We start from the raw sequence: 13711 nt of genomic DNA, 5'->3' as shown, positions 1-13711 counted from the left end.
CGGCTACGCGTCGGACGAGAAGCGCACCGCGCCCGCCGGGAGCACCGCGTCGCACCACACCCGTACACCCTCGCGCAGTTCGTTGTCGGCGCCCACCACCGCGCCGTCGCCGACCACCACCCCCGACAGGACCGTACGGGCCCCCACCCGCGCGCCCGCGCCGATCAGCGAGTCCGTGACCACCGCGCCGGGCTCCACCACCGCGCCGGCCAGCAGCGCGCTCCCCGCGACGCGCGCGCCCGCGCCGACCCTCGCCCCCTCGCCGACCACCGTGCCGGCCGTGAGCTTCGCGTCGGCGGCCACCGACGCCGTCGGCAGCACCAGCCGTTCGCCGCAGCGGCCCGCCACCGCCGGGGACGGGGCCCTGCCCAGCACGAGGTCGGCGGAGCCCCGTACGAACGCCTGGGGCGTGCCCAGGTCCAGCCAGTACGTGGAGTCGACCATGCCCTGGAGATGGGCCCCCTCGGCCAGCAGCCCCGGGAAGGTCTCCCGCTCCACCGAGACCGGCCGGCCCGCCGGGATGGCGTCGATCACCGAGCGTCTGAAGACGTACGCGCCCGCGTTGATCTGGTCGGTGACGATCTCCTCCGGGGTCTGCGGCTTCTCCAGGAACGCCGTCACCCGCCCGTCCCCGTCCGTCGGCACCAGGCCGAAGGCGCGCGGGTCCGCGACCCGGGTGAGGTGCAGCGAGACATCCGCCCCCGACGTGGTGTGCGTCGCGACGAGCGCCCGGATGTCGAGGCCCGTCAGGATGTCGCCATTGAAGATCAGCACCGGCTCGTCGGGCCCCGAGCGCAGCCGCGACGCCACGTTGCGCAGCGCGCCGCCCGTGCCGAGCGGATCGCGCTCGGTCACGTACTCCAGGCTCAGCCCGAGCGCCGAACCGTCCCCGAAGTACGGTTCGAAGACCTCCGCGAGGTACGACGTGGCGAGGACGACATGCTCGACCCCCGCCGCCCGCGCCCGCGCCAGCTGGTGCGTGAGGAAGGGGACACCTGCCGCCGGGACCATGGGTTTCGGGGTGCGCGCCGTCAGGGGCCGCAGCCGGGTGCCCTTGCCACCGACCAGAAGGATCGCTTCAGTCACCGTGTCGTCTCCGCTTCCCGCTGGGGCCGATTCCTCGTGCATACGTACATACGCACATACATACAGGCGTACACCCGAGGAACCGGCCGTTGTCAGCGGCCTGTTCGACGTCAGCGGCCCTGGGGCCGACGTCAGCGACCCTGGTACCCGGCCGCCTTCGTGCGCACGGAGCCGAGCTTCCCGTAGAGGCGGCTTCCCGGGCAGTCGGTGCTGAACCCGTCCCGGTGACCGGAAATGGAGTGCAGGCGGACCCGCGCGCCCTTCCCGTACTTCCCGCTGCCCCCCGACGTCAGGGTCACCTTGGCACGCGGGTTCACCCCGTGCAGACCGAGCTTCCACGCGGTGAGCCTGGCGACGGCGGTGGTGGCCGCCGACGGCGGGTTCGTGCGGTTGTACGAGCCGAGGACGGCGATGCCCGTCGTGTTCGTGTTGAACCCGAGGGTGTGCGCGCCCAGCACCGGCCTGGCCACGCCACCGGCCCGCCCTTCGTAGACGGTTCCGCACTTGTCGACGGCGAAGTTGTAGCCGAAGTCCCGCCAGCCGCTGCTCTTGACGTGGTACCGGTAGATACTGCGCAGGACCGAGGGCGCCTGCCGGCAGGTGTAGTTGTTGCCGGTCCCGCTGTGGTGCACGAACGCGGCCTTCACCGTACCGGTGTAGCCGAACTTCCTCTCGCGCAGCGACTCGTCCGCGCCCCACCCCTTGCGAGTGACGATGCGCGGGCGCGGCGCGGCGTACGCCCGCAGCGTGGCGTCGGACACCGCCGCCTCGGCCTCCGCCTTGGTGAGGGCGGGGATCTCGGCGGCGCCCGGCGCCGCGAGCCCTTCGTTGGCGGACGAACTGGCCATGTCCGCGGCGGACATGGCGGAGGCGAGGCCCGTCGTCCCGCCGGTCATGGTGCCGTTCGCTGGGGACGTTCCCGCCTCCATGTTGACGGCGGTGCCGACGGGGGTGCCGACCGCCGTACCGGACACCTGCGCTGCCGACTGTGTGCCTGCCTGCGTCCCCGGCTGCGCTGCCGGCTCGTCGCCCGGGTCGATCAGCTCCAGCCGCAGTCCCTGCGGCAGCAGCGGGCGGGCCGGTCCCGTCCCGTCCGGTTCCGCGGTGGCCCGTACCCGCAGTTCCACCCCGTCCGAACCGCCGACCCACAGCGGCGCGGTCGAGCCGCGCACCGTCCCCGAGTCGCGCTCCTGCGTCCCGGGGTCGGCACCGTGCTCCTGGTTGTGCGTCTCGACGTCCTGCCAGTCGGACCACACGTGGGTGGCCGCCGAGCGGGTACGGACCTGGACGGTGCCGCGCAGCTCCTCGTCGGCGTCGTCCCAGACGACGCCGAGCAGCGAGAACGGCCGTACCTTCCGGGAGGCCACCCCCTCCTCCGCGGCGGAGCCGGGCGACCGCGGGGAGCCGAGCGGCCGCAGGGGTACGGACTCGGTGGAGCCCGGCACGGCCCCCGGGGGCGGCACGGCGGGGTGGGCGGCCCCGGGGCCGGTCCGGGGGCCGGCCTGCTGACTGGCCGGCGGGGCGGCCGGGGACGCGGCGAGCGCCCCCGACGGCTGCGACAGCGGGAGAACGAGTACGGCGGTGCACACCACGCCGATCGAGGTTGCAAGGTAGGCACGCATGGGCCGATCCTCGGCGCGCGCCACACGGCCCGCTCGGCGGGAAAACTGACGGCCCGTCGGCCGACCGGTGTACCCCGTCACCGGTACGGGGGCCCTCGCGTAGGCCGTCCGCGTACCCTTTCTCCGATGAACGCCAACGACCTCACCCCCGCCGACCTGCTGCGATCCGCTCTCGCCGCGGACCCGGTCCGCCCCTTGATCACCTTCTACGACGACGCCACCGGTGAACGCGTCGAATTGTCCGTGGCCACCTTCGCCAATTGGGTGTCCAAGACCGCCAATCTCCTCCAGGGCGAGCTGTCCGCGGAGCCGGGCGACCGGCTGGCGCTGCTGCTGCCCGCGCACTGGCAGAGCGCGGTCTGGCTGCTCGCCTGCTCCTCGGTGGGCGTGACGGCCGAGATCGGCGGTGACCCGGCCGCGGCCGATCTCGTCGTCAGCGGGCCCGGCCCCGAGTCGCTCGCCGCGGCGCGCGCGTGCACCGGCGAGCGGGTGGCGCTCGCGCTGCGCCCGCTCGGCGGCCGGTTCCCGCAGCCGCCGGAGGGGTTCCTCGACTACGCCGTGGAGGTGCCGGGCCAGGGCGACCGGTTCGCGCCGTACGCCCCGGTGGACCCGGACGCGCCCGCGCTCCGGATCGGCGGTACGGAGCTGACCTCGGCCGCGCTGCTCGCGCGGGCGCGCGGGGACGCGGCGGAGCGGGGGCTCGGACCCGGTTCGCGGCTGCTGTCGGGGCTCGGGTACGACAGCTGGGAGGGGCTCTCGGCGGGGCTGTTCGCCCCTCTCGCGGCGGGCGGCTCCGTCGTACTCTGCCGCCATCTCGACCAGTTGCCGGCGGCGGCGCTCGCGGAGCGCGTGACCAATGAGCGGGTGACCGACAGCGCCGTATGACCGGGGCCCCGGCCCGGCCCGTTCCTCCTTCATGAGCCACCGCTCGTAGCGCCGTGACCAAACCGCAGCACATGATCGGCGAATCCTGCGACGCGCAGCACAACCAAGCGTGGTGCTCGCCCGTCTACGACAGCGACCGGCGGCCCGTGTGTGCCGCCGATGCCTTGAAGGATGGACGAAGACGTGACCGAAAGTGCTGGCACGCCGCCCGAGCCGGAGAAGAAGTCCACGGATTCCACCACGCCGGAGGACCCCGAAGAGGCCGAGGCGGGCACCGCACTCCGTGACGACAGCGCTGACGACGAAGACAGCGCCGACAGAACCAGAACCAGCGGGAGCGCCGACCAGGCCGCGAACACCGACCGGGCCGGGAAGACCGAGCAGGCCGGGAGCGCCGCACGGGCCGACAACGATGCCGAGGCCGCCGTACCGCCCCGCCGCAAGCGGCGCTGGCTGCGCTGGGCCGCGGCCGCGACCTCCGTCCTCGTGCTCGGGGCCTCCGGCGCCGGCTGGTGGGCCTACCGCACGCTCGACCGGAACATCACCACCGACACCACGGCCGCCGCCGAACTCCACACGTACGAGCGGGAACGCCCCACCCCGGTCGCCCTGGACGCGCAGAACATCCTGCTCATCGGCTCCGACAGCCGCGCGGGCGAGGGCAACGGCAAGTACGGGCAGGACGACGGCGGTTCGCAGCGCTCCGACACCACGATCCTGCTGCACCTCGCCGCCGACCGGAAGAGCGCGACGGCGATGTCGATACCGCGCGACCTGATGGTGGAGATACCGAGCTGCCGTTCCGCGGACGGCAGCCGCACCAGTGCCCGGTTCGCGCAGTTCAACTGGGCGTTCCAGTTCGGTGGCGCCGCGTGCACCATCCGTACGATCGAGAAGCTCACCGGCATCCGCGTCGACCACCACATCGTGATCGACTTCAGCGGCTTCGAGGACACCGTGGACGCGGTCGACGGTGTCGAGGTCTGTCTGAAGGATCCGGTCGACGACCGGCAGGCACGCCTCAAGCTCCCGGAGGGCCGCCAGACGCTCACCGGGGAGCAGGCGCTCGGTTACGTACGGGCGCGGCACGGCATCGGCGACGGCAGCGACACCCAGCGCATGGACCGTCAACAGCGTTTCCTCGGAGCCCTGTTCAAGAAGGTGCAGAGCGACGGGGTGCTGCTCAACCCGACGCGGCTCTATCCGGTGCTGGACGCGGTGACGCGGTCGATCACCACCGACGCGGGGCTGAACAGCCTGACCGACCTGTACGACCTGGCCAGTTCGATGCGGGGCGTGCCGGTGGAGAAGGTGCAGTTCCTGACCGTGCCCCGGCAGCCGTACGCGCTGGACCCGAACCGTGACGAGCTCGTCGAGTCCACCGCGAGGAAGCTCTTCGAGCGGCTGCGTGACGACGAACCCGTCACGATCGACACGGAAACCTCACCGACGGAAACCGACGCCGACACCGTCGCGGACACCAGGACGGACACCGGGACGGACGCGGCATCCGACGCGGCGTCACCGTCGGCCTCGGAATCGGCACCGGAATCGGACTCGAAATCGCCGTCGGACAAGAGTTCCCCGGCCGCGGCGTCCTCGTCCGGCGCACCCTCTCCGAGCAGCACTCCGGCGCCGACTTTCACGGGTTCCAATGCGGAGGCGGGCATGTGCGGGTAAAGCAATTGGCAAAGAGAAGCGCACACTCCATGGAGATTGGGCAGATTGCCCGCTTGTAAGGGGTGAGGAATTTGTCACGGACGTCGCTCGACGTTGAACTGGGCGGATAGTGTGACGCGATCCGGTGCGTCCGGCCGTACGGTCGCACACTGCTGGATCGAAAACCGAGCGTCTTCGGGGGAAGACGCCTCGCGTGGCACCGACGGAGGATTCAAGCAACCGTGGATGCGCAAAGCCGTGGACAGGCGGACGAGATCGACCCCGCCGACCAGTGGGTCCTCAACCCGCAGACAGGTAACTACGAGCTGCGACTGGACCACTCCGAAGGGCAGTCGCCGGCCGCCCCCGCAGGCGCCGGTGGCAGAAGAAAGAAGCCTGCCCCGCAGGACGGCTCCGCCACGCCCCCGGGTCCCCGGTCGGGCGGCCGGAGCCGCAACGCCGCCCCGGCCGGGGGCGGGAACGGGAGCGGGGCGCAGCGCGCCGACGTCCCCGGACAGCGCAGCCGGCGCGCGGGCAAGGGACCGGCCGCCGACTCCGCGGCGGCGGCCCCGGGGCGGCGCAAGCGCAAGCCCAAGAAGACCGGCAAGAAGAAGGCGCTGGTCTGGACGGGCGGGGTGATGGGCTTCGTCCTGGTCGGCGGCTCCATCGCCGGGTACCTCGCGTACGAGCACTTCAACGGCAACATCGCCACGATCGATGTCCAGGGTGCGGGCAGCGGCGGCTTCAAGAAGGACCAGCCCGTCAACATCCTGGTGATCGGCACGGACAAGCGGACCGGCGCGGGCAACGAGGGGTACGGGGACAAGGGCAGCGTCGGCCACGCCGACACCACGCTGCTCTTCCACGTCGCGAAGGACCGTTCCAACGCGACGGTGGTCTCCATCCCGCGCGACCTGATCACCGACATTCCTGACTGCGAGACCAAGACGGACTCCGGCACCACGGTGATCCCCGGCTCGCAGCAGGTCCGCTTCAACACGAGCCTCGGCCAGGACGACCGGGACCCGGGCTGCACGATGCGTACGGTCAAGGAGCTGACCGGCATCGAGGTCGACCACTTCATGATGGCCGACTTCAACGCGGTCAAGACGCTGTCCACGGCCGTCGGCGGGGTCGAGGTCTGTGTGGACAAGGACATCGACGACCCGAAGTCCAAGCTCAAGCTGAAGAAGGGCAAGACGGTCATCGACGGGGAACAGGCGCTCGCCTTCGTCCGCACGCGCCACGCCTTCGGCGACGAGAGCGACCTCACCCGGATCCAGACCCAGCAGCAGTTCCTCAGCTCGATGATCCGGACGATGAAGTCCGGCGACACCCTGACCAGCCCCAGCAAGCTGTTCAGCCTGGCGGAGGCGGCCACGCAGGCGCTGACGGTCGACACCGGCATCGGCAGCATCAAGAAGCTGAGCGATCTGGCCCAGGAGATGGCGAAGGTCCCGGCCAAGAACATCACCTTCACCACGCTGCCGGTCCTCGACAACCCGGCGGAGGTCGTCAAGGCCACCGTCGTCGTCAACGAGGCCAAGGCGCAGCCGCTGTTCTCGATGATGCAGAACGACGTCTCGCTGACCGAGGTGGAGGCGAAGGAGAAGGCGGACAAGGAGGCCGCCGCGAGCAAGCAGGAAGAGCTGCTGAAGGGCGACAAGGCCGATCCGGCCGATGTGCGGGTCGACGTCTTCAACGGCGGCGGTCCGCAGGGCTCGGCGCAGGAGACGCTCAACTGGCTCCAGAACAGCGAGGGCGTGCCGAAGTCCACCAACAAGGGCAACGCCCCGGCGAACGTGGCGAAGACGACCCTGGAGTACGCGCCGAACCAGGCGGACCAGGCGCGCGCCCTCGCGGAGATGATGGGGCTGCCCGCCTCGGCGCTCAAACCCGGCACGGAGGACGCGGTGGGTCTTGAGGCGATGACGCTGACCCTCGGCGGGGACTTCAAGGGCGCGGGAGTGCCCATCACCGGAGCGGCGAAGACGCCGGAAGGTGTGCAGAAGGTCGAAGCGGACAAGCAGATCTGCTCGAAGTGACACGTGAACACCGGCTCGTACGGCCGGCCTGAGGGGGATCCGGTGGGTACGAGCGGTGTACGGCGGGAAGAGGCGCGCGAACGCGGCCCACACGCCGGGGAACTGGGCTGGGACGACAGCCTGTACGAGGGCGGCGCGCCCGGCGGCGGGAGCGCGGAGGGCGGAACAGGCGACAAGGACACCGGTCCCACCGCGGACGGCACGGACCGTACGGTGAACGCGAACCGTACGGTGAACGCGCGGAACGCCGGGAGCACGGCGGTCGGCACGCTGACCGCGAGCGACACGGGTGGCGCGGGTGGCGCGGGTGGTGGCACGGGCGGAACCGGCGCCACGAGCGGTGCGGACGGCACAGGCGCCACGGACGGCACAGGCGGAACCGGCGGCGCGAAGGGTGCCAAGGGCGCCAAGGGCCGGCGCCCCCGGGTCCGGCGCATACTCCGCTGGGCCGCCGCCGTGCTCTCGCTCCTCATACTCGGGACGGCCGGCGCCGGTTATCTGTACTACCGCCATCTCAACGGCAACATCCGCAGCGGCGAGCGGAGCAACGGCTCCAGCGGCCTGGACCAGCCCGCGGCCAACTCGGCGGGCCAGCGGCCGCTGAACATCCTGCTGATCGGCTCCGACAGCCGTAACAAGCCGGAGAACGTCGAACTCGGCGGCAGCAAGGGTTCCGTGGGCAGCCCGCCCCTCGCGGACGTCCAGATGCTCGTCCATGTCTCCGCCGACCGGAAGAACGCGTCGGTCGTGAGCATCCCCCGGGACACCCGGGTCGACATCCCCGAGTGCAAGGACGCGGAGACCGGCAAGGTCCACCCCGCGACGAACACGATCATCAACGAGACGCTGGCGCGCGGCGGCCCCGGCTGCACCCTCTCGACCTGGGAGAAGCTGACCGGCGTCTACATCGACCACTGGATGACGATCGACTTCTCCGGTGTGGTGAAGATGGCCGACGCGATCGGCGGCGTCGAGGTCTGCGTCAAGGACAACGTCTGGGACCGGCCCCTGCCCGGGGTGCCCGGCGGCTCCGGCCTCAAGCTCACGGCGGGCAAGCACCGGATCCAGGGCGAGCAGGCCCTCCAGTGGCTGCGTACCCGGCACGCCTTCGAGAGCGACCTCGGCCGGGCCAAGGCCCAGCACATGTACATGAACGCGATGATCCGCGAGCTGAAGTCGCAGAACGTCTTCACCGACACGCCCCGGCTGACCGGTCTGGCCGAGGCGGCCACGAAGTCGCTGGAGGTGTCGGAGGAGATCGGTACGGTCAAGAAGCTGTTCGATCTCGCCATGCAGCTCAAGAGCGTGCCGACCGACCGGCTCACCATGACGACGATGCCGACCGTGACCGACCCGCAGGACGCGAACCATCTCGTGGCCGGCGGCGCCGACGCGGAGCACCTGTGGGCGATGGTCCGGGACGACGTCGCCTTCGACAGCAACGGCGACTCGGCCGAGGACAAGGCGGCCGCCGCCGCGGCGGCCAAGCGGAAGAAGGCCGCGGAGGACGCCGTCCAGGAGCCGACGACGACACCCGCCGAGACCGGGGTGATGGTACGCAACGGCACCGGCGGCGCGCAGACGCCCGTGAAGGGCCGGGCCGCCGACATCGCGGGCGCCCTCGCGGCCAAGGGCTACACCCTGGCGAGGGCGGACGGGCAGCTCTCGCCCCAGGAGTCGACCACGGTCAGCTATCCGAGCGCGGACCTGGAGGGGAACGCCCAGGCGGTCGCCAAGGCCCTCGGGATCCCGACGAGTTCGGTGAAGCGGTCCACGGACGTCTCGGGCGTCACGGTGATCGTGGGCGCCGACTGGCGCGACGGCCCGTCCTTCCCGAAGGAGAGCGCGCCGGCCGCGGGCGGGGTCCCGGACACGGCGGACGCCCTCAACGGCTCGGAGAAGGACGCGTGCATGGACGTGTACGCGCCCTACCGCTTCTGAGGCCCGTACACCCTTCCGACCGTACGCACACGGCCTGAACACACGCGACCGCGCCCCCGTACACGGCTGTACGGGGGCGCGTCGGCGTTCCGGGGCGGGCTCCGGGTCCTGCGGGGCCTGCGGAGCCTGCGGGGTCGTCCCTACGCCTCGGCCTCGGCCCCGACCGTCCGGGCGGCCGGGCGGCGGCTCGCGATGACCTTCCTCGCCAGCGCCTTCGGGCTGGTGAGGAAGCCGTACCCCCACGACATGTGCATGGTGGCCAGCGCCACCGGGATCTGGAGCCGGGCCTTGAGCGGCAGACCCTTGCCCGCCGGTACGGAACCGGCCACGATCGCGGCGAGGTAGCCGCCCGGCACGACGAGGCCCCAGGGCGTGAGCACCACACCGACGACGAGCCCCGCGGCCATGGCGCAGACGGCCGCCGGCGGGGCGAGGTAGCGGAGGTTGATCGAGCCGGAGTGGTAACGCGCGACGACATGGCGCCAGCGGCCGTAGTCCTTGTACTGCTTGGCGAGCGCGCGGACCGAGGGGCGCGGGCGGTACTGGACGCGCAGCTCCGGGGAGAACCAGATCGCACCGCCGGACTCACGGATCCGGAAGTTCAGCTCCCAGTCCTGGGCCCGGATGAACTCTTCGTTGTAGCCGCCCTGCTGCTCCAGCGCCTCGCGCCGGAAGACACCCAGATACACGGTTTCGGCGGGGCCCGCCTGGCCTCCGGTGTGGAAGGCCGCGTTGCCGACGCCGATCTTCGACGTCATGGCGGCGGCGACCGCGTGCTCCCAGTCGTTCTCGCCCTCGGCGTGCATGATGCCGCCGACGTTCTGCGCGCCGGTCTCCTCCAGCAGCCGGACGGCGGTCGCGATGTAGTTCGGCGAGAGCATGCCGTGGCCGTCGACCCGTACGACGACCGGGTGCTTGGACGCCTTGATCGCCGCGTTGAGCGCGGCGGGGGTGCGGCCCGTCGGGTTGGGCACGGTCTGCACCTTGGCGCGCGGGTGGGACGCGGTCTCCCGTACCAGCTCCGCGGCGATCTCGTCCGTACGGTCCGTGGACGGGCCCAGGGCGATGACCACCTCCATCTCACCCTCGTACTCCTGCTCCAGGATGTGCCGGACGGAGTTCCTCAGATGACGTTCCTCGTTGAGCACCGGCATGATCACGGAGACTGCGGGAGGCAGGGCAGGCATGGGGTCCTTCGGGGCCTTCGGGCGGGGGCGCGTTCGAGACGGCAGGGCAGTGGTCGGTCCGCCCACGTTACCGCGAACGGGGGACAGCGAAGCGCGCCGCCCGGTTGCGCACCGGGGGCGCTGATCGTATGGGCCTACCGTGCTCACGGTCCGCTCACGGGCCACCGCTATTGCGCTCACGGTCCGCTCACGTTCACCGCGGAGGTGTCCCTCGTGCCCACGCCGCCCCGCACCACCCGCCGGCCGGACGCTCGCCGCCGACCGGACGCCCCGACGGCGCGCGCCGACACCCGCGCCGGCGCCCGCGACGGTGCCCGGGGCCGTGGCGGGAACGGGCCGGGGAAGGGCGGCAGGGCCGGGCGGCCCCGCTGGGGGATGCGGATGGCGACGGCCCTCTCCGTCCTGGTCCTGGGGGCGGGCGGGATCGGCCACGCCGTCATGACCAGCCTGGACTCCGGGATCGGGCGGATCGACCCGTTCAAGGACATGAAGAACCGGCCGGGCGCGGGCCGCGGGCTGAACCTGCTGCTCGTCGGCACCGACGGCCGCGACAAGATCACCGAGGAGGAGCGGCAGAAGTACCGCCTCGGGGGCGAGCCCTGCCACTGCACCGACACGATCATGCTGGTCCACCTCTCGGCGGACGGGCGGCGCGCGAGCGTGGTGAGCCTGCCCCGCGACAGCTTCGCCGAGCTGCCCGACCACACCGACGCCACCACGGGGAAGCCGCACGACCCGCACCCGGTGAAGCTGAACGCGGCGTACGCGGAGGGCGGGCCGAATCTGACCGTCCGTACCGTCGAGCGCATGACGGGGGTGAAGATCAGCCACTACCTGGAGGTCGACTTCACGAGCTTCATGAAGACGGTGGACGCGGTGGGCGGGGTGGAGATCTGCACGACCCGGCCGATGAAGGACTCGTACACCGGCCTCGATCTGGCGCCCGGCACGCACCGGATGAACGGCGGCGAGGCCCTTCAGTACGTACGCTCCCGTCATGTCGACGGTGCCGCCGACCTCGGCAGGATGGAGCGCCAGCAGCGCTTCGTGGCCGCCCTGATCAGCCGGGCGACCAGCAGCGGGGTGCTGCTGAACCCGGTGCGGTTCAAGGAGGTCACCTCGACGGTCCTGGGCTCGGTGCGGGCCGACACCGGATTCGGCGCCGAGCAGATGCTCGCCGTCAACGAGGCGATGCGCGGCTTCTCCCCCGCCTCGTCGGAGTTCACCTCCGTACCGCTGGCCGGTGGCGGCGCCTCGGTCCCGGTCAAGGGTGTCGGCGCCACGGTGAAGTGGGACCCGGTGAAGTCGAAGCGGCTCTTCCAGGCGCTGCGCGAGGACAGACCGCTGACGCCGCCGCACCGGCAGGGGTCCGGCTCGCCGGCCGCCGGGAAGGCCACGGTCGTCGCGGTGAGCCCGCGGGAGATCCGCGTACAGGTCTACAACGGGACGCGGATCGACGGCCTCGGCCAGCAGGTGGACGCCGCACTGCACGCCACCGGCTTCCGGACCACCGGCACGCCGCTCGGCACGGACGGGAGCGAGGTGCAGCGGACGGTGGTGATGTACGACCCGCGCTGGGACCGCTCGGCGAAGTCACTGGCGGCGGCGCTGCCGGGCAGCGAGCTGCGGGCGGTGAAGCAGCAGGGCGCGACGCTGAAGGTGATGGCGGGGACGGACTACACGGCGGTGCGGCCGGTCCGTGCGGAGGAGGCGGCGAAGGGCGAGTTCGACGCGACGACCGGCGACCAGGTGGCCTGCCCGTAGGGGCCGACCCGTAAGGGGCCGGCCCGAGGCTTTCCAGCATCGGCGCGGCCAAACCTCCGGGACGGCCCCAGTCCGGTTCGCATTGCATCAGATTCGCAACGGGGCCGACCCTATTTCCCACCTCCCTGTATGGGGCCCGGCCCGGCCCGGCACACTGTCCGCATGACTGATGGATGGACCGGCGACCGTGGCGACCGATACGGGCGCGGCAGTGGAGGCACGCAGCCCGAGGGAGCGCAGGTCATGCCGCATGTGCGGCGCAGCGGCGTACCCCAGCAGGCGCAGGGGTACGGCCAGGGCCGGGATCCCGGTTACGACAGCGGGTACAACACGGGCCAGGTCTACGGCTCCCCCGGGGGCGGCGGGGGCGGCGACGGCGGGCGGGGCGGCTACATCCCTCCGCAGGGCGGCGGGCCCTCCCAGCCGCGGTACGCGCCCGACTGGGGGCGCCGCATCAAGATCGGCGCGCTGGTCCTCGTGGTGCTGCTGCTGGGCACGTCCATCGGTACGTACTTCTGGGCCGACGGCAAGCTCCGGCGCGAGGTCGATCTCTCGAAGGTCATCGAGCGGCCGGAACAGGGCGACGGCACCAACTATCTGATCGTGGGCTCCGACAGCCGCGAGGGCATGACCGACGAGGACAAGAAGAAGCTCCACACGGGCTCCGCCGAGGGCAAGCGGACCGACTCGATGATGATCCTGCACGACGGGTCGAACGGCCCGACGCTGATCTCGCTGCCGCGCGACTCGAACGTGACGATCCCGTCGTTCGTGGGCTCGGAGTCCGGCAAGCAGTACCCGAGCACGGGCCGCCAGACCAAGCTGAACGCGGCGTACGCGGAGGACGGCCCGGAGCTGCTGGTCCGTACCGTCGAGTTCAACACCGGGCTGCACATCGACCACTACGTGGAGATCGGCTTCGCCGGATTCGCCAACATCGTGGACGCGATCGGCGGGGTGGAGCTGGACATCCCGAAGGCGTTCAAGGACAAGAAGTCGGGCGCGGACTTCCAGGCGGGCAAGCAGACCCTGGACGGCGAGCAGTCGCTGGCCTACGTACGGACGCGGTACGCGTTCGCCGCCAGTGACCTGGACCGTACGAAGAACCAGCAGAAGTTCCTGGCGGCCCTGGCCTCGCAGACGGCCACGCCGGGCACGATCCTCAACCCGTTCAAGCTCTATCCGACGATGGGCGCGGGCCTGGACACCGTGATCGTGGACAAGGACATGTCGCTCTGGTCGCTGGGCCAGATGTTCTTCGCGATGAAGGGGATCACGGGCGGCGACGGTACCTCCATGAACATGCCGATCTCGGGCAGCGTGGGCGGCAACCTGGTCTGGGACAAGGCGAAGGTCAAGGAGCTGGTGAACCAGCTCAACAACGACGAGAAGGTCACCGTCACCAGCGACTGACACCGGCGGCCGTCATCAGCGGCCGACACCGGCGTCGTCGTCCGTAGCCCCCGTGCACCCGCCGCTCCGGCGGCGGCGCGGGGGCTACGGCGTTCCGGGCCCGGCGTTC

General features: G+C 71.5%; 9 protein-coding genes. 6 read left to right on the top strand and 3 right to left on the bottom strand.

Translation table 11 applies throughout. The annotated features are described in order from the left end of the window. Positions 1-3: 3 nt before the first annotated feature. Together ACFTZC_RS27405 and ACFTZC_RS27400 are read right to left on the bottom strand one after the other, a co-directional pair. Complete coding sequence (locus ACFTZC_RS27405) at positions 4-1086, bottom strand: sugar phosphate nucleotidyltransferase (RefSeq protein WP_382894121.1); 1083 nt, start codon at positions 1084-1086, stop codon at positions 4-6. Between the two features lie 131 nt (positions 1087-1217). Beyond that, a complete protein-coding gene (locus ACFTZC_RS27400) occupies positions 1218-2708 on the bottom strand; it encodes a peptidoglycan recognition protein (RefSeq protein WP_382894119.1) in 1491 nt (496 codons plus the stop codon). A gap of 126 nt (positions 2709-2834) precedes the next feature. On the opposite strand from ACFTZC_RS27400, the gene ACFTZC_RS27395 reads away from it, so the two are divergent. The 4 genes from ACFTZC_RS27395 to ACFTZC_RS27380 all read left to right on the top strand — a co-directional run bounded on the left by ACFTZC_RS27395 (position 2835) and on the right by ACFTZC_RS27380 (position 9238). Then, positions 2835-3593 (top strand): TIGR03089 family protein, encoded by a 759-nt coding sequence (locus ACFTZC_RS27395; protein WP_382894117.1) that lies wholly within the window; start codon positions 2835-2837, stop codon positions 3591-3593. 183 nt (positions 3594-3776) lie between these two features. Next, a complete protein-coding gene (locus ACFTZC_RS27390) occupies positions 3777-5273 on the top strand; it encodes an LCP family protein (RefSeq protein WP_382894115.1) in 1497 nt (498 codons plus the stop codon). Between the two features lie 221 nt (positions 5274-5494). Then, complete coding sequence (locus ACFTZC_RS27385) at positions 5495-7297, top strand: LCP family protein (protein WP_382894113.1); 1803 nt, start codon at positions 5495-5497, stop codon at positions 7295-7297. A gap of 42 nt (positions 7298-7339) precedes the next feature. Then, positions 7340-9238 (top strand): LCP family protein, encoded by a 1899-nt coding sequence (locus ACFTZC_RS27380; protein ID WP_382894111.1) that lies wholly within the window; start codon positions 7340-7342, stop codon positions 9236-9238. Positions 9239-9378: 140 nt separating this feature from the next. Here the strand turns inward: ACFTZC_RS27380 and ACFTZC_RS27375 are convergent, their stop codons facing one another. Further along, positions 9379-10425: a glycosyltransferase family 2 protein gene (locus ACFTZC_RS27375; RefSeq protein ID WP_382894109.1), complete on the bottom strand. Its 1047-nt coding sequence runs from the start codon at positions 10423-10425 to the stop codon at positions 9379-9381. 375 nt (positions 10426-10800) lie between these two features. Here ACFTZC_RS27375 and ACFTZC_RS27370 point away from each other — a divergent pair, with 375 nt between their 5' ends. Further along, a complete protein-coding gene (locus ACFTZC_RS27370; protein ID WP_382894168.1) occupies positions 10801-12189 on the top strand; it encodes an LCP family protein in 1389 nt (462 codons plus the stop codon). Between the two features lie 162 nt (positions 12190-12351). Then, positions 12352-13602: an LCP family protein gene (locus ACFTZC_RS27365; RefSeq protein WP_382894107.1), complete on the top strand. Its 1251-nt coding sequence runs from the start codon at positions 12352-12354 to the stop codon at positions 13600-13602. Positions 13603-13711: the final 109 nt, after the last annotated feature.

Source organism: Streptomyces sp. NPDC056987, assembly GCF_042673865.1.
In the GTDB taxonomy this organism is placed as follows: domain Bacteria; phylum Actinomycetota; class Actinomycetes; order Streptomycetales; family Streptomycetaceae; genus Streptomyces.
Note: the sequence above shows the minus strand (reverse complement) of the source record. Positions and strands in the feature narration are given on the sequence as shown.

What these genes read in the sequence shown, in the direction of transcription:
- ACFTZC_RS27395 (WP_382894117.1), top strand. Translation starts at nt 2,835, where the DNA reads ATGAACGCCAACGACCTCACCCCCGCCGACCTGCTGCGATCCGCTCTC.
- ACFTZC_RS27375 (WP_382894109.1), bottom strand. Translation starts at nt 10,425, where the DNA reads ATGCCTGCCCTGCCTCCCGCAGTCTCCGTGATCATGCCGGTGCTCAAC.
- ACFTZC_RS27365 (WP_382894107.1), top strand. Translation starts at nt 12,352, where the DNA reads ATGACTGATGGATGGACCGGCGACCGTGGCGACCGATACGGGCGCGGC.
- ACFTZC_RS27370 (WP_382894168.1), top strand. Translation starts at nt 10,801, where the DNA reads ATGCGGATGGCGACGGCCCTCTCCGTCCTGGTCCTGGGGGCGGGCGGG.
- ACFTZC_RS27400 (WP_382894119.1), bottom strand. Translation starts at nt 2,708, where the DNA reads ATGCGTGCCTACCTTGCAACCTCGATCGGCGTGGTGTGCACCGCCGTA.